Source organism: Mesorhizobium sp. LNJC391B00, assembly GCF_000502535.1.
In the GTDB taxonomy this organism is placed as follows: domain Bacteria; phylum Pseudomonadota; class Alphaproteobacteria; order Rhizobiales; family Rhizobiaceae; genus Mesorhizobium.
The window spans coordinates 34,907-55,846 of the sequence record NZ_AYWI01000009.1; the positions used below are offsets into that span (position 1 = coordinate 34,907).

Annotated in this window: 21 protein-coding genes; 7 read left to right on the plus strand and 14 right to left on the minus strand. The window is 63.9% G+C overall.

All coding sequences use genetic code 11. The features are described 5' to 3' along the window. Window positions 1–23: 23 nt before the first annotated feature. From X750_RS144030 to X750_RS144020, 3 genes are all read right to left on the minus strand, one after another. Window positions 24–1,190: a CaiB/BaiF CoA-transferase family protein gene (locus X750_RS144030; protein WP_023705951.1), complete on the minus strand. Its 1,167-nt coding sequence runs from the start codon at window positions 1,188–1,190 to the stop codon at window positions 24–26. Between the two features lie 6 nt (window positions 1,191–1,196). Then, entirely contained in the window at window positions 1,197–1,958 is a 762-nt protein-coding gene (locus X750_RS144025; RefSeq protein WP_023705950.1) for a 3-hydroxyacyl-CoA dehydrogenase, read from the minus strand. A 106-nt stretch (window positions 1,959–2,064) separates the two neighbouring features. Next, window positions 2,065–2,601 (minus strand): N-acetyltransferase, encoded by a 537-nt coding sequence (locus tag X750_RS144020; protein ID WP_023669955.1) that lies wholly within the window; start codon window positions 2,599–2,601, stop codon window positions 2,065–2,067. 271 nt (window positions 2,602–2,872) lie between these two features. Here X750_RS144020 and X750_RS144015 point away from each other — a divergent pair, with 271 nt between their 5' ends. After that, complete coding sequence (locus X750_RS144015) at window positions 2,873–3,859, plus strand: glutathione S-transferase family protein (RefSeq protein ID WP_023705949.1); 987 nt, start codon at window positions 2,873–2,875, stop codon at window positions 3,857–3,859. 16 nt (window positions 3,860–3,875) lie between these two features. Here X750_RS144015 and X750_RS144010 read toward each other — a convergent pair whose 3' ends face one another. Beyond that, window positions 3,876–4,376: an NUDIX domain-containing protein gene (locus tag X750_RS144010; RefSeq protein ID WP_031195895.1), complete on the minus strand. Its 501-nt coding sequence runs from the start codon at window positions 4,374–4,376 to the stop codon at window positions 3,876–3,878. Window positions 4,377–4,447: 71 nt separating this feature from the next. Between X750_RS144010 and X750_RS144005 the strand changes: the two genes are divergently transcribed. Beyond that, a complete protein-coding gene (locus tag X750_RS144005) occupies window positions 4,448–5,449 on the plus strand; it encodes a metallophosphoesterase (RefSeq protein WP_023748136.1) in 1,002 nt (333 codons plus the stop codon). On the opposite strand, the gene X750_RS144000 is transcribed toward X750_RS144005, so the two are convergent. The 4 genes from X750_RS144000 to leuA form a co-directional block, all read right to left on the minus strand. Then, window positions 5,450–6,067, minus strand: coding sequence for a hypothetical protein (locus X750_RS144000; RefSeq protein WP_023686189.1), 618 nt, complete (start codon window positions 6,065–6,067; stop codon window positions 5,450–5,452). Window positions 6,068–6,151: 84 nt separating this feature from the next. Beyond that, window positions 6,152–6,955 carry an alpha/beta fold hydrolase gene (locus X750_RS143995; protein WP_023686188.1) on the minus strand — a complete coding sequence of 268 codons (804 nt, stop codon included), beginning with the start codon at window positions 6,953–6,955 and terminating at the stop codon, window positions 6,152–6,154. 103 nt (window positions 6,956–7,058) lie between these two features. Next, window positions 7,059–8,828 carry a hypothetical protein gene (locus X750_RS143990; protein ID WP_023669961.1) on the minus strand — a complete coding sequence of 590 codons (1,770 nt, stop codon included), beginning with the start codon at window positions 8,826–8,828 and terminating at the stop codon, window positions 7,059–7,061. A 193-nt stretch (window positions 8,829–9,021) separates the two neighbouring features. Continuing rightward, entirely contained in the window at window positions 9,022–10,698 is a 1,677-nt protein-coding gene (gene leuA, locus X750_RS143985; protein ID WP_023711107.1) for a 2-isopropylmalate synthase, read from the minus strand. A gap of 482 nt (window positions 10,699–11,180) precedes the next feature. On the opposite strand from leuA, the gene X750_RS143980 reads away from it, so the two are divergent. From X750_RS143980 to X750_RS143970, 3 genes are read left to right on the plus strand one after another with little or no spacing between them, the layout of a single operon-like run. Beyond that, window positions 11,181–12,347 (plus strand): ATP-grasp domain-containing protein, encoded by a 1,167-nt coding sequence (locus X750_RS143980; protein ID WP_023748137.1) that lies wholly within the window; start codon window positions 11,181–11,183, stop codon window positions 12,345–12,347. 5 nt (window positions 12,348–12,352) lie between these two features. Next, entirely contained in the window at window positions 12,353–13,129 is a 777-nt protein-coding gene (locus X750_RS143975) for an esterase family protein (RefSeq protein WP_023748138.1), read from the plus strand. Next, complete coding sequence (locus X750_RS143970; protein WP_031199220.1) at window positions 13,129–13,443, plus strand: nuclear transport factor 2 family protein; 315 nt, start codon at window positions 13,129–13,131, stop codon at window positions 13,441–13,443. Before X750_RS143975 ends, X750_RS143970 begins: the two co-directional genes overlap by 1 nt. 10 nt (window positions 13,444–13,453) lie before the next feature. Here X750_RS143970 and X750_RS143965 read toward each other — a convergent pair whose 3' ends face one another. Beyond that, window positions 13,454–14,989: an MFS transporter gene (locus X750_RS143965; RefSeq protein WP_023686183.1), complete on the minus strand. Its 1,536-nt coding sequence runs from the start codon at window positions 14,987–14,989 to the stop codon at window positions 13,454–13,456. Window positions 14,990–15,135: 146 nt separating this feature from the next. Between X750_RS143965 and X750_RS143960 the strand changes: the two genes are divergently transcribed. Next, entirely contained in the window at window positions 15,136–16,032 is an 897-nt protein-coding gene (locus X750_RS143960; protein ID WP_023669967.1) for a LysR family transcriptional regulator, read from the plus strand. A 53-nt stretch (window positions 16,033–16,085) separates the two neighbouring features. Here X750_RS143960 and X750_RS143955 read toward each other — a convergent pair whose 3' ends face one another. From X750_RS143955 to X750_RS143935, 5 genes are all read right to left on the minus strand, one after another. Beyond that, window positions 16,086–16,838: an SDR family NAD(P)-dependent oxidoreductase gene (locus tag X750_RS143955; protein WP_023669968.1), complete on the minus strand. Its 753-nt coding sequence runs from the start codon at window positions 16,836–16,838 to the stop codon at window positions 16,086–16,088. A 45-nt stretch (window positions 16,839–16,883) separates the two neighbouring features. Continuing rightward, window positions 16,884–17,972 (minus strand): AbrB family transcriptional regulator, encoded by a 1,089-nt coding sequence (locus X750_RS143950; RefSeq protein WP_023711109.1) that lies wholly within the window; start codon window positions 17,970–17,972, stop codon window positions 16,884–16,886. Window positions 17,973–18,052: 80 nt separating this feature from the next. Then, entirely contained in the window at window positions 18,053–18,361 is a 309-nt protein-coding gene (locus X750_RS143945) for a putative quinol monooxygenase (protein ID WP_023691624.1), read from the minus strand. Between the two features lie 79 nt (window positions 18,362–18,440). Then, window positions 18,441–19,220, minus strand: coding sequence for an SDR family oxidoreductase (locus X750_RS143940; RefSeq protein WP_023686180.1), 780 nt, complete (start codon window positions 19,218–19,220; stop codon window positions 18,441–18,443). Window positions 19,221–19,293: 73 nt separating this feature from the next. Next, a complete protein-coding gene (locus X750_RS143935) occupies window positions 19,294–19,722 on the minus strand; it encodes a DsrE family protein (RefSeq protein ID WP_023686179.1) in 429 nt (142 codons plus the stop codon). A gap of 100 nt (window positions 19,723–19,822) precedes the next feature. Between X750_RS143935 and X750_RS143930 the strand changes: the two genes are divergently transcribed. Then, complete coding sequence (locus X750_RS143930) at window positions 19,823–20,917, plus strand: hypothetical protein (protein WP_023748139.1); 1,095 nt, start codon at window positions 19,823–19,825, stop codon at window positions 20,915–20,917. Window positions 20,918–20,940: the final 23 nt, after the last annotated feature.

Below are 20,940 nucleotides of genomic sequence, written 5' to 3' on the forward strand. Positions count from 1 at the left end.
GTAAGTTGATTTTCTAAATCCAGTTATTGGCCAATCATGCCGGCTTTGACAAGCGCTTTGATCTCGGCTGTCGAAAAGCCGAAGCGCGCCAGCACAGTCTGGGGCAGCTGATCGTCATCTTCAGGCATGCCGGCAAGCGCCGGCTGCGAGGCCGAGAAGCGTGGCGCGGGCGCGGGGCGCTCGAGCGCACCGGCTTTCACAAATGCGTGACGCGCCCGGTTGTGCGGATGATCCCTGGCTTCGGCCAGCGACAGAACCGGCGCCACGCAGGCGTCGCTTGCGGCAAACAGCGCGTCCCAGTCGTCGCGTGTCTTCTGCCGGAACCTGTCGGCAATGGCCGCGCGCATGTCCGGCCACAACGCCTTGTCGTATTGGCCGCGGACAAAATCCTCGCCGAGCGGCAGCAGCCTTGCGAAGGCGGCGAAGAAGCGCGGCTCAAGGCAACCGACCGCAACGTGGCGTGCATCCGCCGTCTCATAGCTATCGTAGAAGGGCGCACCGGAATCGAGCAGGTTGGCGCCGCGCCGGTCACTCCACAGACCTGCCGACATGAAGGCGTGTATGGGAGCCGCCAGCATCGAAGCGCCCTCGACCATCGCCGCGTCGATCACCTGGCCTTTGCCGGAGCGCGAGCGCTCGAACAGCGCTGCAAGCACCCCGGCGATCAGCATCATGGCGCCGCCGCCATTGTCGGCGATCAGATTCAGCGGCGGCACCGGCCGGCCTTCCTCCCGGCCGATGGCATGCAACACACCGGAATAGGCGAGGTAGGTGATGTCGTGGCCGGCGCGACCTGCGAGCGGCCCGTCCTGGCCGAAGCCGGTCATGCGGCCGTAAATCAGCGCCGGATTGCGCGCCAATGCAGCATCCGGGCCGAGACCGAGCCGCTCCATCACACCGGGGCGAAAGCCTTCGACAAACAGATCGGCCTTTTCGACAAGGTGCAGCAGCAGTTCCGTGCCTTTTGCCTGCTTGAGGTCGACGCGCAGGATGGAGCGGCCGTGACGGTCGAGATTGTACGCATCGGAGAGCGGCAGCAGGGGTTGGTCCGAACCGGTGCGCTCGATGCGCAGCACCTCGGCGCCCATGTCCGACAGCATCAGCCCCGCCAGCGGCACCGGGCCAAGCCCAGCCATCTCGATGACTTTCAGGCCGGCCAGCGGACCGGTCTTCACTGCGCCGGCCGCCATGGCCGTCTATTTCGGCGCCATGCGGATTGCCCCATCGAGGCGGATGGTTTCGCCGTTCAGCATCTGGTTTTCGACGATATGCAGGGCGAGCGCGGCATATTCGGACGGCTCGCCGAGGCGGGACGGGAAGGGCACGGCCGCGCCGAGCGAATCCTGCACCTCCTGCGGCATGCCGGCCATCATTGGCGTCTTGAAGATGCCGGGCGCGATGGTGCAGACGCGAATGCCGGAGCGCGCCAGGTCGCGGGCAACCGGCAGCGTCATGCCGACGACGCCGCCCTTGGATGCGGCATAGGCGGCCTGGCCGATCTGGCCATCATAAGCGGCCACCGACGCGGTGTTGACGATGACGCCGCGCTCGCCGCCCTGCAGCGGTTCGAGTTTGGCGGCACGGTCGGCGACGAGGCGGATCATGTTGAAGGTGCCGATCAAATTGATCTCGATCACCTTGCGGTACTGGTCGAGCGGATGTGGACCATCCTTGCCGATCGTCTTCACGCCGATGGCAATGCCCGCGCAATTGACCAGGATGCGCGCTGGCCCAAGTCTCTTTTCCACCTCGGTGACCGCGGCCGCACCGCTGTCGGCGCTGCTCACATCGCACTGGATGGCGGCGCCGCCAATGTCGCCCGCCACCTTCGATGCCCGGTCGATGCCGATATCGAAAATGGCGACGCGCGCGCCCTTGTCGGCCAGCGCGCGGGCGGTTGCCTCGCCGAGGCCGGAGCCGCCGCCGGTTACGATCGCAATCTGGCCGTTCGGGTTCATGCTGCATGCTCCGTGCTGTTCCGGGTCATGCTACGGAGGTCGCCGCCATGGTGCAACCTGACCAATGGGGATCCATCGCGACCGGTGCCGTGACCGATCCTGGAGCTCAGGCCATCACTGGTGCCTGCTCCGCGATCCTGGCAAGGCTGGCATGGCCGACCTCGCCGGAGAGCCGCGCCACGGCACCGGGCACGATCTCGTGCGACAGCAGCCGGTCGAGGTCGACCGGGCGCGGCATGGAGATCTGGCCGCGGGGGATCTTTCTGAAGCCGAGCGGGCCGTAATAAGGCTCGTCGCCGACAAGGATCACCGCCGGCGCGCCGGCCTTGGCGGCCGCCTCCAGCGCGATCGCCACGAGCCGGCGGCCGATGCCGAGATTTTTGAAGGCGGGCCGCACGGCAAGCGGCCCGAGCATCAGCGCGCGGCCGGCGCCGGCGGCGATGCGGGTCATGCGCACCGAAGCAATGACGATGTCGCCATCCATGGCGACAAAGGACAGCGAGCGCTCGTGGCCGCCGGTCTCGCGGATCTTGTAGGCGGCCAGCACGAAACGGCCGGGGCCAAAGGCTTCGTCGTTGATGGCTTCGATTTCGGGATCATGCGCCGGAGTTTCCGGCAGGTATTTCACGTCGGCAAGGCTCATGGTCTTCGCGGTCCGATAAAGAGGAAAGGTTGCTGCAAGCGGCAGCGTTCGCCAGTCAGCGCTTTCTAAGCGCGGGCGCCCTTTCGTCGTCGGTCAAACCGGATCAAGCCAAGATCGAACATGCGGAGTGTCCGCTAGCATCAATTTCCGGCGGCTGCAATCGGCTGTTTTCATCCGGCGTTTCATACGAGTGACGCTCTGTTCAGCAGATGACGGCTTCGGCATTGCCGCCTTGCGACTACATTGGCCAAGGCACGCAAGGAGATTTCGTATGGGATTGCTGGTCGAAGGCAAATGGCAGGGCCGTCCGGCCAATGTCGATAGCAGCGGCAGGTTCATCCGCGCCGAGACGCAGTGGCGTGACTGGATCACGCGCGACGGCGCGCCGGCGCAAGGTCGTACGCGCGGCTTCAAGGCCGAGCCCGGACGCTACCATCTTTATGTCTCGCTCGCCTGTCCGTGGGCGCACCGCACGCTGATCTTTCGCGCGCTGAAGAAGCTAGAAGACATCATCCCGGTTTCAGTCGTGCATCATTTCCTCGGTGCTGAGGGCTGGACGTTTTTGGCCGAGGATGGCGCCACCGGCGACACGCTCTACGGCCTCGACTTCCTGCACCAAATCTACACCAAGGCCGATCCAGCCTATTCGGGCCGGGTTTCGGTGCCGGTGCTGTGGGACAAGAAGGAAGAGACCATCGTCTCCAATGAATCCGCCGAAATCATCCGCATGCTCAATTCGGCCTTCGACGAGTGGGGCGATGCCGCTCTCGATTCCTATCCGCCAGGCCTGCGCGGCGAGATCGACAAGGTCAATGCGCTGGTCTTTCCAGCCGTCAACAACGGCGTCTACCGTGCCGGCTTTGCCACCACGCAAGCGGCCTATGAAGAGGCGTTCGGCGAGTTGTTCGCGGCGCTCGACACGCTGGAGGGCCGACTGTCAAAACAGCGCTATCTCACTGGCGAGCGTGTCACCGAGGCCGATTGGCGGCTGTTCACCACGCTGGTGCGTTTCGACCCGGTCTATTTCGGCCATTTCAAATGCAATCTGCGCCGTATAGCCGACTATCCGAACCTTTCGAACTATCTGCGTGACCTCTACCAGGTGCCTGGTATCGCCGGCACGGTGAACCTGCACCACATCAAAATGCACTATTACGGCAGCCACGAGAGCATCAACCCGACGCGCATCGTGCCGGTCGGGCCTGGGCTCGACTATGGCGCGCCGCACGACCGGGCGCGGTTCAGGCAGGCGGCGTGAGCATCGGATTGACAGCCTACCAGTACGGCGATACCGGCTGGCCTTCAAAAACCTCGGCAAGCCGCCGCAGCGTCGCCGGCGTCGTGCCATGCGGCAAGCGGTCGAGCGGAAAGAAGCCTGCTTCGGCGATCTCGTGGTCCGGCAGTTTCGGCGCGGTCTGGTTGAAGGTTTCGATGAGATAGAGGCCGACATGGTCGCGGCGGCTGGAGCGGCGGTTGAAATGCATCGATTTCAGCACCGGCTGGGCTGTCAGCGCGATGTTGCCTTCCTCGGCCAGTTCGCGCACCAGCGCCTCACCGAGCGTCTCGCCGACTTCGACGCCCCCGCCCGGCAATTGCCAGCCGGGAACGTAGGTGTGGCGGATGAGGAAGACAGTGTTCGAGGCGCGATCGTGGATCAGGCCGCGCACGCCCAGCGTCATCGGCCGCCGCAGCAGGAAATAGAGATGGAACAGCCTTGCCCTGAGGCCTGCCCAACCGGTCTGGCGAAACGCCTGCTCCGGGTCCGATATAGCCATGACTAGCGAAACCGTGGATGGGCAGGAAACAGTGAGTGGAAAGCGGGGAACGCGTCGCCTATGAAGGAAGGATGTTCAGGCTCGCGCATATTTCCGATGTCCATCTGGGGCCGCTTCCCGGTGTAACCTATCGCGAACTCGCGTCCAAGCGCGTCGTCGGCTACGTCAACTGGCAGCGCAACCGCCGCCGCCATATGCACGATGCCGTCATCGACACCATCGTCGCCGACATGAAGGCGAGCACACCCGACCACCTCACCGTTACCGGCGATCTGGTCAATCTGGCGCTCGACGGCGAGATCGAGATGGCCAAGCACTGGCTTGAGACGCTGGGTTCGCCGGAGGATGTCTCGGTGGTGCCGGGCAACCACGACGCCTATGTGCCGGGCGCCTTCGACAAGGTCTGCCGCTCCTGGGCGGCGTGGNCGGTGGTGCCGGGCAACCACGACGCCTATGTGCCGGGCGCCTTCGACAAGGTCTGCCGCTCCTGGGCGGCGTGGATGAGCGGCGACGGCGTGACTGCGCCGATCGACCGCAACGCTTTTCCCTATCTGCGCGTACGCGGCAATGTCGCGCTGATCGGCGTTTCGACGGCGCGCGCCACGGCGCCGTTCATGGCCAACGGCTTCTTCCTCGAAGGTCAGGCGCAAAGGCTGGCGACAGTGCTCGACGCAACGAACAAACGCGGCCTGTTGCGGGTGATCATGATCCATCATCCGCCGGTGCGCGGCGCCGTCGCCCAGCAAAAGCGCCTGTTCGGCATCTCCCGCTTCCACAAGACCGTTCATAGGCATGGCGCCGAACTTGTGCTGCACGGCCATTCGCATCTGCCGTCGCTGTTCTTCATCGGCGGGCGCGGCGCCAGGATTCCGGTCGTCGGCGTCGCCGCCGCCGGGCAGTCGCCAGGCAGCAAGAACCCGGCGGCACAGTACAATCTGCTCGATATTGACGGGGAGAAGGGCAATTGGCTGATTCGCCTGACGCGGCGCGGCCTGACCGGGCCGGCCTTGCCGCCATCGGACCTGCAGGTCATTGAACTCGGCGCGCAGACACCGAGGCCTTCAGATCGTTGATCAGAAGCTGATCTTCATCGCCATCAGGCGATCCCAAAACAGCGCGGCCGCCACCGCCAGGCCAACAAGCGCGCCGGCGGCGACGAAGCCCAGGCCTGCAAAGAAGGTTGACCAGCTCTTGCCTGGCGCGGCTGCTTGCAAGGGCGGCTCCGCTTCGACCACCGCAGGGCGTTTCAGGTCGGCGACGGCCGGCTCGACACCGCCCTCCATCATGCGCTGGCGCTCGACGATACGCTCCGCCACATAGCGCGTGACCTGATCGGCGACCGGTTTCATATCGGTCGATTCGGCGAGCACGACGCGGCCGATGCGGGTATCCCTGAGAAAGCGGTAGGTGCGGCGGTCGCGCCCCATGGCGACATGGCTGACGGCGTCGATCCACAGGCGGGGCTGCAGGCCGGAGGAGACGACGAAGTCGAAATTGTCCATGTCGGCGGGCACGTCGGCAAAGACCGGGGCGAGCTCGGCGGCGAGCAGATCAAGCCGCATCCGGTGCGCCTCGCGCATGTCGACCACGACATCGTCGCGATCGGCGAAGGCATTTTTCACATCGCGAACGGCGTCGGACAGTTTGCGGGAGGTGTCGATGGGGGTGATGTTTTCGCCAGTGTCCTTCATCGGCGTCGCCTCGCTGATATGGTTAATTGCGAGTTAACACAGGCGGCGGCAAAATGCACTGGCGAGATGCGGGGCGCAAGTAAGTTAGCTCGCCGCGGCCTCGAATGTCGGACGCAGGCGCCTGCCGCGGCGTGCCATGTTTCGGCGCACGGCCTGGGCGACCACATCAGGCACTTCCTCGACCAGCATATGGCCGGCATCGAGCACGTGATGAATATGAAAATGCGCCGGCAGACAATCAGCCTGGGTAAAGGGCAGCACCGGATCGTCCGTTCCCCAAACCACCATCACCGGCATGTCGAGGGTGTCCAGCTGTTCGCGGGGTATGACCCCCTGCCGCTCGTTCCTGGTCATGACGGCCGATATCTCAATCAGCTTGCGCAACTGGCCGGGGCGACGGCGTAGGTCCGCCAGGACGCCAACGATGCGTTCGGGCGGCGGGCTTCGCGGTCCCGACATGGCGGCAAGGCAGGCGCGGATTTCCCGTCTGTCGGCGGCCGCGGCGTAGCGGCGCAACAGCGGTCCGTTGATCTCGGGGCCAACACCGCCCGGCGCCAGAAGCGTCAGCGAGCCTATCCTTTCAGGCTCGGCAAGCGCCATCAGGGAGGCGACCGCGCCGCCCATCGAATGACCGGCGACATGCACCCTTGCTATCCCGCGTGCGGCGATATCGGCGAGAACCGCTCGCGCCGCTGTTTTGGCCGGGCCGCTGCCAGGAAATTCGAGAGACAGTCCGTGTCCCGGAAGATCGTAGGCCAAGGTCCTGACATCGGGCCCTAGCGACGCGGTCACCTCGCGCCAGATATCATGGCAACCACCGAAGCCATGCAGCAGGACGACCGTCTTCGGCCCGGCGCCCCGCTCGGCAACATAGAGGGATGAGACCATGAAAATGTGCGATTATTGCAAGACTGGAGAGGAAATTCGAATCGAGGCTGGATTGCTCCCAGTCCAGACCGATGGCCAGTAAAGTTTTCGCGATCCGGAAAGACTAGCTGGCGTTGCCGAGGCCCGCGGCGCGCAGCGCCTCAACCAGCCGGTCGGTCAGATCGGCGGGATATTTGCGCTCGGCGAAGGCCGCGCGCGGATCGGCGGCGAATTTCGGGAATTTGGTGGTCAGCTCATCCAGAAGCTTGGCTGCCAGCTGTTCGCGGCCGGCAGCCTTGGCGCCGATCAGCCGCGCCGCCAGATAATGCGATTTCATCGCCGTCGTGCGCAGCGACTCGCTGGCTATCGCGGCCTTGTTCATGTCGCCCAGCATGAATTGCCCGGCGAAAAGCCCAAAATCCCACCATGTCGGATGGCCGCTGAACGTCTCGACGGCATGGGTCAGGATGGGTGTTCCCTCGGCATATTTGCCGGCAAAGATCAGGCCATAGCCGTAAGCGGCAGCCATGCCGAGGTCGTAGGGGTTGAGCTCATAGGCCTTGCGCATCCAGCGGATCGATTCCTCGGTGTTGCCGAGGCGCGAATTGAGGTAGCCATAGGCGCGGTGCGCATAGGGGCTGGTCGGTCCCATCTGGATGGCGCGATGGGCGAAAGACATTGCTTGTTCGACCGTCGCGCCAGGCGGATAGGCGTAATGATCGGTGGCGGCCTCAAGGGTCAGGGAGGCCAGTTCCGAATAGACCAACGACGATTTCGCACCCTGGCCGGCGAGGTTGTCCAGGCAGCGATAGGCGGCCTCGTGCGTCCTGGTGCTCTGGTCGAGATAGTATCTGTCGTTGAGGATCAGGCAGCTCGTCAGCCCGGTCTGAATGCCGTTCTGTTCGATGTAGCTGTAGAGCGGGCCGGAGGCGGGAACGGTCGAGCTGAGGATGGCGGCGATACGATCCTCGACGGTGCCAGGTGCGCTGTCGGCGGCCGTCAGACTGCGGGACAAAAGCACGCGGCCGGTCGCCACGCTCTGCAGTTCGAGCGTCACGTCACCTGCCATTGGTCCCGGCAGGACATCGAAAACGAAGCTGGTCGGGTCGGTGCTCGGATCGCGCTTGCTGTCGGCGTCGCGGCCGATGAAGTCGATCGTGTCGAAACCGGCAAGGCCGGCGCGCAGCGAAGCGGCGACGCGGCCGGCCTCGGGGCCGGTGGCCTTCACCGCGATGTAGACGAGGGGCAGGGCCTCCATCGACGGCGATGCGATGCTGCTCGTTACGCCTGCGGTCTCGACCACCGCGGTAGGATCGCTGCTGGCAAGCAATGCGCCGCTGCCCTGGCGCAGGATGAGCACGCCCAGCATGAGAATGACCAGCGTCATGGCGACCCAGAAGAACTGGAGATGGCGCGCCAGCGAAGGCCCAGGTTCTGTAACCCCCGAAGCTGTCGCGGCAGCGGGAACGGCGTCAAGAGCCGCCTGGTCGGGCGATCCGGGCAAGGCGGCTACCGCCGCCGCAAGCGGCTCCTGCCCAACCGGCAGGCGTATGGCGTTGAGCTCATAGGACGGCACGTAGCCGCCGCGCGGAATGGCAATGCGAACCGGTTCGGCTATGCCTTCATTGGCGAAATAATGCTGGAGAAGTTCGCGCAGCCGGCCTGCCTGCACCCGGACAACGGCGTCGGTCGACGAATCGAAATCGCCGTCCTTGCCGAAGACGTCCATGGCGATGGAGAAACCCTTGAGCCTGTCGGCTTCGCCGGCCTGCTCGCGCTCAACAAGATAGCGCAGCAACTTGCGCGCGCGCTCGGAACGTCCGAACGTTTCGCTGGCGAGCAGTCGCTCCAGTGTCTCGCGCACTGCGGGGGCGGCAGGCGTGGCATGCTGCAAGTGTCGATCCTCTCGAAGTCGGCACAGGTTGAGGCGCAATCATATAGAGCCTGCACTTCCATACAAGCATGCTTATGTTATGCGATCGCGTAACACACCGGATAGTTGCCGGTGGTTGACACAAAAGACCGGAATTTCCCTCGGCAAATGGGGGATTTCCGGGCGCCGCGGACATTCGGCGCCCGGGAAAATATCAGCCGGCCTTGCGGCCGATTATCCGGTTGGCGGCCGAAACAACGGCTTCCAGCGAGGCGGCGACGATGTTGGTGTTGATGCCGGCGCCGAACAGCTTGCCGCCGGGATATTCCATCTCGACATAGGAAATCGCCGAGGCGTTCGAGCCGCGCTGGAGCGAATGTTCGGAATAATCAAGCACCGACATGTCGACGCCAACATGACGCGACAGCGCATCGACGAAGCCGTCGATCGGGCCGGTGCCGGAGCCGGCGATGGTCGTCTCCTTGCCGTTGTCGAGGATCACCGCCTCGACCACGCGCCGGCCCTTTTTCTCGGTATCGGGATAGGTGTGATGGTCGAGGAACTTCAGTCGTGCGCCGGGCTGGTCGACATAGGTTTCGATAAAGCGGTCATGGATGCGTTTTGCCGGCACTTCCTTGCCTTCGGCGTCGGTGATCGCCTGGATCTCCTGGCTGAACTCGATCTGCAGGTTGCGCGGCAGATTGAGGCCGTAATCGGCCTGCAGTACATAGGCGATGCCGCCTTTGCCCGACTGTGAGTTGATGCGGATGATCGCCTCGTAGCTGCGCCCGACATCGGCCGGATCGATCGGCAGATAGGGCACTTCCCAGACCGGCGTGTTGGCCTTCTTCAAGGCCTTCATGCCCTTGTTGATGGCGTCCTGGTGCGAGCCGGAAAAGGCGGTGTAGACCAGTTCGCCGACATAAGGATGGCGTTCGGATATCTTCAGCTGGTTGGAATATTCGTAGACGTCCTTCATCCGGTTGATGTCGGAGCAATCCAGATGGGGATCGACGCCTTGCGTGTACATGTTGAGCGCCAGCGTCACGATGTCGACATTTCCGGTGCGCTCGCCATTGCCGAACAGCGTGCCTTCGACGCGGTCCGCACCCGCCATCAGGCCGAGCTCGGTGGTGGCGATGCCGGTGCCGCGATCGTTGTGGGGGTGCAGCGAGATCAGCAGGTTCTCGCGGTCGTCCAGGTTGCGGCACATCCATTCGATCCGGTCGGCATAGATGTTGGGCGTCGACATCTCGACCGTCGACGGCAGGTTGATGATCAGTCTGTTGTCGGCTGTCGGCTTCACGATCTCGGTGACGGCGTTGCATATCTCCAGCGCGACTTCGAGCTCGGTGCCGGTAAAGCTTTCGGGCGAATATTCGAAGCGATAACCGCCGCCGGCCTTGGCCGCCATGTCGGTGATCATCTTGGCCGCGTCGGTGGCGATGCGCTTGATACCGCCGACATCCTTCTCGAAGACGACGCGACGCTGCAACTCGCTGGTCGAATTGTAGAAATGCACGATCGGATTGGTAGCGCCCTTCAGCGCCTCGAAGGTGCGGGTGATCAGTTCGGGACGGCACTGCACCAGCACCTGCAGCGAGACATCGGCCGGCACATTGCCTTCCTCGATGCACCAGCGGGCGAAATCGAAATCGGTCTGCGAGGCCGAGGGGAAACCGATCTCGATCTCCTTGAAACCCATGTCGAGCAGCAGGGCGAACATGCGCGCCTTGCGCTCATGACCCATCGGATCGATCAGCGCCTGGTTGCCGTCGCGCAAATCGACCGAGCACCAGACCGGTGCCTTGTCGATGACCTTGTTGGGCCAGGTGCGGTCGGTGAGACCGACCGTCGGGTAGGGCTGGTATTTTCGGGCCGCACCCGGCATGTGGCCGGTCGCGCGTTTTACGCTTTCGGCTTCGCCGGCGCGGATGTCTTCTCGTGCGTTCATCGTCTTGTTCTCCCGGCGGCTCGCGGATCGGTCTTCGGACGGATTCCAGGGCGAGCAGCGCCTTATCAGATTTTCGTTCGCTTGATGTGAATTGCCAATTTCTGAACTGGCCAAGGAGCGTGCGCGTAAGCGGCGGTTCGACCGCCGGGCGCTCCTTCAGCGAACCCGGCGATCGCCGATAAGGCCGAGAAGAAGCAGGGTCGATGCCAGCGCGCGCACGGTCTCGCCGGCAAAGCCGGTCGGACGGGAAGCGACGGAGGAGACGCGCGTGTTCATGGCGGGGTTCATACAGGAGCCGCCATGGACAGGCAAGTGGGCTGCCATTCCACCACTCGCGAGCACTCTTCCCCATGCGCGGCAAATGCGCCAGACTTGCGTGTAGCCGAGGCCGCAATGCTTCGCCGTCGGAGGGATCATCCGTGAATTTTGTTTTCTTCTCGCCGCATTTTCCCGCCAACGGCGCCGATTTCTGCGACCGGCTGAAAAAGGCCGGCGCTACGGTGCTGGGCATTGGCGATGCGCCTTATGAGGCGCTGGACGGGAAGCTGAAGGTGGCCCTGTCGGAATATTACCGCATCGCCGACATGGAGGACTACGATCCGGTGTTCCGGGCCATGGGTCATTTCATCCACAAATGGGGCCGGATCGAGCGCTTCGAGTCCCTCAACGAGCATTGGCTGGAGCTGGAAGCCAACATCCGCACCGACTTCAACATCTACGGCACCAAGCTCGATTTCGTGAAGAATTTGAAGCGCAAGAGCCGCATGCGTGCATTCTTCCGCAAGAGCGGCGTCGACACCATCGCCCAGCGCAAATGCTCCGACCGGGCCGGCGCCATGACCTTCATCCGCCGCGTCGGCTATCCCGTGGTGGTGAAGCCCGATTCCGGGTCCGGCGCCTCGAACACCTTCAAGATTTCCAGCGCCAGGGAGCTTGACCAGTTTTTCAGAGACAAGCCCGAGGACGTGACCTTCGTCATGGAGCAGTTCATCGAGGGGCTCGTGGTGACCTTCGATGGGCTGGTCAACCGTGACGGCGAGGTGGTGCTGGCGGCCAGCCACCGCTACGACCAGAGCATCATGGAAGTGGTCAACAAGGACCGCCACATGAGCTACACCTGCTTTCCCAAGGTCCGACCGGCGATCGAAGAAGCCGGCCGCAAGATCCTCAAAGCGTTCGACGTGCGCGAGCGCTTCTTCCACATCGAGCTGTTCGAAACCAAGGACGACCGCGTCATCGCGCTTGAGGTCAACATGCGGCCGCCCGGCGCCTGGATGACCGATGCGATCAACTACACGTTCGACATCGACGTCTACGCGGCCTGGGCGGACATGGTGGTGAAGGATGCCGCCGGCGGGCCTTACGAGGGCAAATATTTCACCGCTTATGCCAGCCGCAAGCAGCACCTCCACTATTTGCACAGCCATGAGGACGTGCTAGCCGCGCATCGCGACAAGATCGTCCATCATCAGCCGATAGAAAAGGTTTTCAGCCGCGCCATGGGAAATTACGCCTACCAGATGCGCTCGAAGGACGAAGCAGCACTGCGCGCGGCCGTCGCCTACATCCACGCGGAAAAGGCTTGAACGCGATGGACATCTCCTATCACAAGCATTTCTCCGGCAATCTCGGCCGCGACATGGAATACAAGCGCTACGGCCATGCCGGCCGGCCGGTGGTGGTGTTCCCGACGTCGCAGGGGCGGTTCTACCAATTCGAGGATTCCGGAGGGGTTGGAGCGCTGGCCGAATTCATCGATACCGGCCGCATCCAGCTGTTTGCGGTCGACGGCGTCGATTCGGAATCGTTCTTCAACAAGCATGCCGGCGCCGCCCACCGTATCGGTCGCCACGAGGCTTATTTCCGATATGTGCGCGAGGAGGCGCTGCCGGAGTTTCTGGCGACCGCCGAGCAAGCCAATGGCGGGCGCAAATTAAAGCCGCTGTTCACCGGCTGTTCGATGGGCGGTTATCATTCCACGAACTTCGTCTTTCGCTTTCCCGAACTCGCCAGCGGCGTCATCGCGCTGTCGGGCGTCTATTCGGCGGGCGACTTCTTCGGCAAGGCGCTGGAAGGTGATATCTTCTATAATTCACCGCTCGACTATCTGCCCGGCATCGTAGACCCAAAACTGCTTGCCCGGCTGAAGGCGCTGAGGATGATCTTCTGCTGCGGGCAGGGCGCCTGGGAAGAGCGGATGCTGGTCGAGACCCGCAGGCTGGAACAGATCCTGCGCGACAAATCCATTCCCGCCTGGGTCGACTATTGGGGCGGCGATGTCAGTCATGACTGGCCATGGTGGCACAAGCAGCTGGTCTATTTCTTCGGCCGCTGGCTGGATGATGATCTGATGCACCGGCTCGATTGATGACCACACCCGAACCTATCCGCCGCTTTATCGAGGCCACCAATGCGGGTGATAGCGAAGCCGTTCTCCACACGTTCACAGCCGACGCGTCCCTGACCGACTGGGGGCGGTCCTTCCAAGGCCGCCAGCAGATCGCGCGCTGGAACCAGTCGGACAATATCGGCGTGAAGTCCAATCTTCGCATTGTCCGCATCGCCGAGGTCGAGGGCAGCTACCGCGTCCGCATTGCCGTGAAAGGCAATGGCCTCAACGGCGAGGGTGACATGACCTTCGTGCTGGACGGCCACCGCATAGCGAGCCTCGTCATCTCCTGACGCGGCTCAGCTACCCTTCCTGGCAAACCGGCAGAGCAATGGTCTCGTGTTCTACCGCCGATCCACGGCGCAAGCCGAGAAAGACGACAAGGGCGGTGACGATGGTGATTGCCGCCAGCACGATCAGCAGCCTGTCGAACGCGATCTCATAGGCCTGGACCAGGACCGTGGCTCCGGCACCCGGCAAGCGGGCTGCCGCTTCGCCGATGTTGCCGGTCACCAGCAGCTGCGCGGCGGCGGTTGCATCCAGGGAAGACGCCGTTCCCTGAGCCGCCAGTTGGGCTGCCGTGAAACCCGACAGGACTGCCATGACGATCGCCAGCGCCACGCCTTCGCAAGCGACGCGGGTGGTGTTGAAGATGCCGACCGCCATGCCGGCACGCTCTTTCGGCACGACGCCGACGGCAAGTCCGTCCATCAGCCCCCAGGGCAAGGCGATGCCGACGCCGATGAGGATCAGCGGCGCCACCAGCGCTGCGACGACAGGCGGTGTCAGGCTCAGCCAGACAAGGCCGCCGGCGGCCACAAGCAGGCCGACACCGCAGATCGTTGCCGGAGCGATCCAGCGCGCTACCTGGCCGGCGAGCAGTGGCAGGATCAACAGCGGTCCCGACAGGCAGATCATCAACTGCCCCGCCTTGATCTCGCTCATCCCCTCGATGCCGATGAAGCGGATAGGCAACAGCACCAGCAGGACGACGAAGCCATAGGCGGGAGCGGCCGCCAGGAACTGGACGCCGACGAAGCGGGGAAAGCGGAACAGCGAGAGATCGAGCATCGGCCGGCGCACGCGCCGCTCGACGACGACGAAAGCGGCAAAGCAAAGGGCGGCCGCCACGAGAAGCCCGATCACCAGGGGATCGGTCCAGCCGCTCTGCGGCGCTTGCAGCACGCCGTAGGTCAGCGATGCCAGCGCGATCGTAAAGGTGCCGGCTCCCGCCCAGTCGAGGCCGGTCGCATCCGGATCGCGCGATTCCCTGATGGTGCGCAGGCCGAGCAAAGCGGCTGCAATCGCGAGCACTGCCACCAAGACGAAGATCGATCGCCAGCCGAAAGCATCTATGAGCAGGCCCGACGCGATCGGCCCAAAAGCGAGGCCGATGCCGAAACTGGTGCCGAGGAAGGAGAAGGCGCGCAGCCGCAATGGCCCATCGAATTCCTGGGCAAGAGCGGAGGCGCCGCCGGCAAAGGCGGCGGCACTGCCGAGCCCTTGCGCAGCCCTGAGCACATCGAACCAGACGATATCAGGGGCAAACATCGATCCCAGCGATGCCAGCACATAGGTGGCGAGGCCAACAAGGAAGAGCCGCTTGCGGCCATGATTGTCGGCCAGCGCGCCTGATGCCATCAAGGTGGCGGCGAAGGTCAGCATGAAGGCGTTGGTCACCCAGTTGAGCGCGATCGGGCTGCCGCCGAGGTCGGCCGCAATGCGGGAAAGCGCGACGGCCGGGCCGGTGAAGGTCAAGGGCATTGTCATGGCCGCAAGGCATACCGACAACAGGACAAGCCATGGCGCGACCGCGCCGTTTGTGGTCTTCGAGGTCATGGATTTCCTATCTGAACCAGGATCCGCCGGCCTGCCGCAAGCTTGCTGCGCCGGTCGTAACGTGAAGATAGGCTCGCGACACTTCGAGAAAAATAGTGTTAAATCTCCAGATATACCGGACTGAAACGCTCGAATGGAGAGATGCGATGGAACGCCTCAATGGGCTCCTGGCCTTTGCCCGCACGGCTGAGTTCGGCAGCTTCATCGCTGCGGGCCGCACGCTCGGCATCTCGGCATCGGCCGTCGGCAAGAGCGTCGCCAGGCTCGAGCAGGATCTCGGCGTCAGGTTGCTTCAGCGCAGCACGCGCCGCATCGGCCTGACCGAAGAGGGCAAGCTGTTCAACGAGCGGGTGCGGCGCATCCTCGACGACATCGACGATGCCGAGGCGATGCTGTCGCGGAGCCGCGAAACACCGCATGGGCGGCTGCGCGTTTCGACGCCGATCGTGACCTATCATTTGCTGTTCCCGGTGCTGTCCGAGTTCATGGCGCGCTATCCCGAAATCGAACTCGACATCGACTTTAACGACCGCATCGTCGACCTCATCGACGAAGGCGTCGACATCGCGATCCGCAGCGGCGACCTGCCGGATTCGCGCCTGGTGGCGCGGCCGCTTGCACCCTTCCGGCTGCTGTTGTGTGCGGCACCCTCCTATATCGAGCAGCACGGCAACCCGAGCCGCCCGGACGATCTCGTGAACCATTACGGCATCCGCTTCCGCTTTCCCAACAGCGGCAAGCTGCAAGGCTGGCCGTTCATCGGCGGCAGCGCCGAGCCGCAGGTCCGCTCGATGCTGACCTGCAACAACACGGAGGCGCTGAAGGGCGCCACGATGGCCGGGCTCGGCATCAGCTCGATGCCCGATTTCCTGGTCCGCGAGGCGCTGCGTGACGGCCTGCTGCGCACGGTGCTGGACGATCATGTCGACGGCCGCGGCCAGTTCCGGTTGCTTTGGCCGTCCAATCGCCATTTGTCGCCAAAGGTTCGCGCCTTCGTCGACTTTCTTCCCGACCGGCTTGCCGCGACGCTGAGCGGCTCTTGAATTAGTCCTTCGCGGCCGACAGCGACGGCGACAGCAAGGAACAGCGGCGCTTCTCAGTAGGTGGCGCGGCCGCCGGAGAGATCGAACGTTGCGCCGGTGGTGAAGGAATTTTCGTCCGATAGCATGAAGGCGATCATCGCAGCCGCCTCTTCGACTTCGACGAACCGGCCTCGCGGCACCTTGCCCAGCATGTAGGCGACCTGGGCCTCAGTGAGCTGTTCGAGGATGCGGGTGCGGGCGGGCGATGGGGTCAGCGCGTTGACGGCGATGTCGTGGCCAGCCAACTCCTTACCGAGCGATTTTGTCAGCGCGAGCACGCCGGCCTTGGCGGCGGAATAGGCGGCGGCATTCGGATTGCCTTCCTTGCCTGCGACCGAGGCGATGTTGACGATGCGGCCGTAGCTGCGCGCGATCATGCCGGGCACCAGGCGCTTGCAGCAGTAGAAGACGCCGTTGAGGTCGATGTCGATTATCTGGCGCCAGGCGGCAGGATCATAATCCGCCACCGTCGCTGCCGGTCCGGCGATGCCGGCATTGTTTACCAGCAGATCGACCGGACCAAGCGAGCGCTCGGTTTCGGTCGCGGCGCTGTCGACGGCCTCCATCAGCGATTGATCGCACAGCAAACCCTCGACCCGGCCGAGCGGGGCGAGTTCGGAAACGGCCTTCGCCATGGCGGTCTCGTCCACATCCCAGATGGCGACGCTGGCACCCGATGACAGCAGTCGCCGGGCGACGGCAAGGCCGATGCCTTGCGCGCCGCCGGTCACCACGGCGACCCGGCCTGAGAGATCGACGGCATTCACACGACGTTTCATGGGCACTTTTCCTCTTCCCTGGATATTTGAATCTCAGTCCCTGACGGCTCTCGCCACCAGCCGCGCTATGCTCGGCCCGGCGATGAGCACGACCAGGAAGCGGGTCGACTGCAAGGCCATGACGAAGGATATGTCGACGTTCTGCGCGGCGGCGGCAATGATGGCGACGCTGTCCATGCCGCCGGGGCTGGTCGCGAGATAGGCGGTCAGCGGATCGATACCAAGGACGTGGCTGATCAGCCAGGCTAGCCCGCCGCAAAAGGCGATCAGCACGACGATAGAGCCGACGATCTGCGGCAGCGCCCGTGTCGCATGACGCAGGATCGCCCGGGTAAAATTCAGCCCTATCGACCAGCCGACCATCGCATAGGAGAGCGCCAGCAGCCATGGCGGCAATTGCATCGCCACGCCGAAGCCGAGATGGACGATGGTGCCGATGATGAAGGTGCCGAGGAAGAAGGGTGACGGCAGCCGGCACAACCGGCCGAGCAGGCCGCCGACCAGCGCCACGCCGAGCGTGGCGGCAAAGGCTGCCGGTTCGATCGGCGGGAACCAGACGATGGCTGGTACCTCGATGCCGGAAGTGTCGACCCACATCTTGGCGACGAGTGCTGCCGTCATCGAGACGAAGATGACGCGCAGATACTGCATGAAGGCGACGAGGCGCTGATCGGCGCCGAAGGCACCGGCCATCAGCACCATGGCAGTGGCAGCACCCGGCGACGAGCCCCAGACCGCGGTGGTGCCGGGCAGGATGCGCCAGCGGCTGATCAACCAGCCAAGCAGGCTGGACGCCGCAAGGGTCGCCAGCACCACGACAAGGACCAGCGGCCATTCCTTGTAGAACACCGAAAAAATGTCGGTGGAGATCGACGCCGCGACCAGACAGCCGACCAAGGCCTGGGCGGCGGCGAACAGCGGCCGCGGCACGCGCACCGTGGCGCCATTGGTGCCGGCAAGGATCGCCGCCAGCATCGGGCCGATCAGCAGCGCCGCCGGCAGTGCGGCGTATTCCAGCGCGCCGGCGAACAGCAGCGAGACGATCAGCAGCACCAGCCACTGCCGAACCGGACGCATGCGCGCCATGCGTTCGACGGCCGGTTGGTCTGGCGAAGAGTCCATGTTTGGGTCTTAGACCTGGAAGAGAAAAATGCGAACGCTGTCTCGGACGAAATTCACGACCCCGACCCCGCGTTGGGATGTCACTCGTTCTTGATGGCGGGCAGGCCGAAACCGCCGGCCGGATGGGTCTCGACCTGGAATTCGAAGCCGGCGATGATCGGCCGGGCCTTGGCGATCGCTGCCTGGACCTCCGGCAGCTGCAGCGAAGCCTTGTGGCTTGCGGCGTCGGTCCACACTTCGGTCACCCAGATCGCGTCGGCATCGGCCGGGTCGCGGGCGATGACATAACTCAGGCAACCCGGCATGGCGCCGGTCGAGGCGAGCAGCACATCCATGATCGCGTCGCGCTGGCCGCGCGCCGCCCGCATCTTTCCGATCAATCCGTACATTGCCTCTCCCCTTTCTTCCAACCTCAGCAAACGTGCGCACGACATGCATGGTTGCGAGACGCAGTATGCAATTGCCGGCTCACGGCATCAACTGGCCACCGTTCACCTCGATCACCTGGCCGGTGATGTAACCACTCAGGAGATCGGAGGACAGGAAGAGATAGGCGCCGACGCAGTCTTCGGCCGTGCCGGCACGCCCTTGAGGAATGGTGGCGACCATGCCCTTCATCTGCTCGTCGGTGGAATAGCGCTCATGGAAGGGTGTCGCGATGGTGCCCGGCGCCACCGCGTTGACGCGGATGCCGAAGCCGATCAGTTCCTTGGCCATGCCGCGCGTCACATTGGAGACAAAGGCCTTGGCCGAACCGTACAGCCCGGCGCCGCCGCCAGCGCCATTGCGCGCCGCGATCGACGAGGTGTTGACGATGAAGCCGCCCTGCTTCTTCAGCCATGGCATCGCCTTGCGCGAGGCCGTCAGCACCGAGCGGGCGTTGAGGTCCATCACCGCGTCGTAGTGCGCCTCGGTCTGCTCCGCATAAGGTACGCGGCCGAGCATGCCGCCGGCATTGTTGATCAGCCCGTCGAGCCGCCCGAATGTTTCGGCGCTCTCCTCGACTACCCGCTCGACATCGGCTGCCTGTGAGAAGTCGCCCTGTGTCAGGAACACCTCACCGCCGCTGTCGCGGATGTTTTTGGCCAGCGTTTCTGCGGCCTCCCGGCTCGAATTGTAGTGCAGGGCGACCCGGCATTTCTGGGCGGCGTAGGCCAGTGCAAGGGCGGCACCGATGCCGGTCGAAGCGCCGGTGACCAGCACCGCCTTGCCGGCAAGATCGGGGATGACGAGGGTGGTCGCGGTCATGAGCACTTTCCTTCGGGCTGTTTGGCCACCCTTCGTAGGCTCTCATGGCCTTCACGTTCAAGCCCGTGGCGGCTCAGGGCCGGAGATAGGCGTAGCCCTGGCGCTGCAGTTCGGCGAGCTTGACGACGCCGCCCTTGTCGGCGGCGTGGAAGCCCTCGAGCAGGTCGGCAAGCGTGATCTCCATGCCTTGCATGGTGTTGCCGCAGGCATGCGGCTCAAGGCCCTGCTGGACAAGGCCGGCAAAGCGTCCCGAGATCGCCGCCGATATGCCTTTCGACTTGAAGCCGGCGAGGGCCGGACCATGCACGACCAACACGATGTCGACATTGCCGCCGGTGCCTTCATAGTGGTTCTTGATGTTGCCGAGCACGAAGTTGACCTTATCGAGGTCGCTGAGGTGATAGGCGACCTTCGGTCTGTCTTCAGCGGCGGCGGCCCGGCTCAGCCCGAACAGGCCGGCGGCACCGGCAAGGCTGGCCCGGAACATGTCGCGTCGACGCATGGCATCCTCTCGGCTTGGCGCTCCCCGCAAATTGCGTGGCTGCGGCCATGATACTAGCATAAATTCACGTTACGTCCTGTCGATGCGAGGAGGGGGTCACATGGCGTTCAGGAAGTGGAAGGTTGTTGCCAGCGCTGGATTTGGCGCCGTGCTGCTCGGCGCGCTTGCAAGTTCGGCCGTTGCCGGCGATGCGCTTAAATTACCAGAACTCAGCCCGAATGGCGCCGATGCGTGTTTCGGCCGCGTCTATGATGCGGCGCACCTCAAGGCGCATCCAAAGCAGAAGGTGGCGCGGATCTTCTTCCTCTATGGCCATGATCCGGTGAGCCATCCGAACGAAGAGCCGATGGCAAACGCCGACACCTCCTACAACGGTTTTCTCACCACCACGGTGCGCGGCGCCAAGGCGCCGCAATGGGCCGGCGGCTGGTGCAATCACGAGTCCGAGGACGGCAAGTCAGGTCCGATCCGCTGCGGCATGGACTGCGACCGCACCATGGCGTCGCTGAAGCTCGATGACAAAGGCCGCCTGATCCTCACCGACGTCTCGTCCGATCTCTATCTCGACGCCGGATCGGAAGACGAACTGGGCGAAGCCGAATATGACCGGCAGGCTCTGGGCTCGGAGGACAATAATTTCCGCCTCGACCCGATGCCGGCCGCAACCTGCCAGGCTGAATTCGCCAAGATCGACCCGATCGATCCGGCGCTTGGGGCTCCCTTGCGCGAGCGACTGAAGCCGGACCAGCCTTTCTGTTTCGGGCGAGACTACGATGCCGCGCATCTCTCCTCGCATCCCGACCAGGTGACGCAGTCGATCCGGGTCTTCCGCGGGCCGGTCGAACTCGCCTCCTTTGCCTCAGGCGATGTCGCCAACTGGCCCGACGGCTCCGATGTCGCCGTTTCGGTGACCACCAGGAAGAACGGGACGAAGGTCACGCAGACCTATTCCTGCCAGGGTGAAGCGGATCAATGGCGCTGCGCGGCCAGTTCGAAGATGAGCAACTTTTCCTGCGATATCGCGCAAAAGGAAATCTTCCTCAAGCGCGGCGCCAACGGCACCATGATGCTCGCCAATCCCAACAGCAGCCTGGCGATCGTCGATATGTGCTCGAAGACGGCGGATGGCAAGACGAAGTCGGACGACAAGGTTTACCGGTTGGAGGCCATGCCGCAGTCGGCGTGTGCGCCTTAGTCACTTTAGCAGCCATTTGGAAA

Bases quoted from the DNA above. Each gene is read 5' to 3' on its own strand.
- X750_RS144030 (WP_023705951.1), bottom strand. From the start codon at position 1,190: ATGGCGGCCGGCGCAGTGAAGACCGGTCCGCTGGCCGGCCTGAAAGTC.
- X750_RS144025 (WP_023705950.1), bottom strand. From the start codon at position 1,958: ATGAACCCGAACGGCCAGATTGCGATCGTAACCGGCGGCGGCTCCGGC.
- X750_RS144020 (WP_023669955.1), bottom strand. From the start codon at position 2,601: ATGAGCCTTGCCGACGTGAAATACCTGCCGGAAACTCCGGCGCATGAT.
- X750_RS144015 (WP_023705949.1), top strand. From the start codon at position 2,873: ATGGGATTGCTGGTCGAAGGCAAATGGCAGGGCCGTCCGGCCAATGTC.
- X750_RS144010 (WP_031195895.1), bottom strand. From the start codon at position 4,376: ATGGCTATATCGGACCCGGAGCAGGCGTTTCGCCAGACCGGTTGGGCA.
- X750_RS144000 (WP_023686189.1), bottom strand. From the start codon at position 6,067: ATGAAGGACACTGGCGAAAACATCACCCCCATCGACACCTCCCGCAAA.
- X750_RS143995 (WP_023686188.1), bottom strand. From the start codon at position 6,955: ATGGTCTCATCCCTCTATGTTGCCGAGCGGGGCGCCGGGCCGAAGACG.
- leuA (WP_023711107.1), bottom strand. From the start codon at position 10,698: ATGCCGGGTGCGGCCCGAAAATACCAGCCCTACCCGACGGTCGGTCTC.
- X750_RS143975 (WP_023748138.1), top strand. From the start codon at position 12,353: ATGGACATCTCCTATCACAAGCATTTCTCCGGCAATCTCGGCCGCGAC.
- X750_RS143970 (WP_031199220.1), top strand. From the start codon at position 13,129: ATGACCACACCCGAACCTATCCGCCGCTTTATCGAGGCCACCAATGCG.
- X750_RS143965 (WP_023686183.1), bottom strand. From the start codon at position 14,989: ATGACCTCGAAGACCACAAACGGCGCGGTCGCGCCATGGCTTGTCCTG.
- X750_RS143960 (WP_023669967.1), top strand. From the start codon at position 15,136: ATGGAACGCCTCAATGGGCTCCTGGCCTTTGCCCGCACGGCTGAGTTC.
- X750_RS143950 (WP_023711109.1), bottom strand. From the start codon at position 17,972: ATGGACTCTTCGCCAGACCAACCGGCCGTCGAACGCATGGCGCGCATG.
- X750_RS143945 (WP_023691624.1), bottom strand. From the start codon at position 18,361: ATGTACGGATTGATCGGAAAGATGCGGGCGGCGCGCGGCCAGCGCGAC.
- X750_RS143940 (WP_023686180.1), bottom strand. From the start codon at position 19,220: ATGACCGCGACCACCCTCGTCATCCCCGATCTTGCCGGCAAGGCGGTG.
- X750_RS143935 (WP_023686179.1), bottom strand. From the start codon at position 19,722: ATGCGTCGACGCGACATGTTCCGGGCCAGCCTTGCCGGTGCCGCCGGC.
- X750_RS143930 (WP_023748139.1), top strand. From the start codon at position 19,823: ATGGCGTTCAGGAAGTGGAAGGTTGTTGCCAGCGCTGGATTTGGCGCC.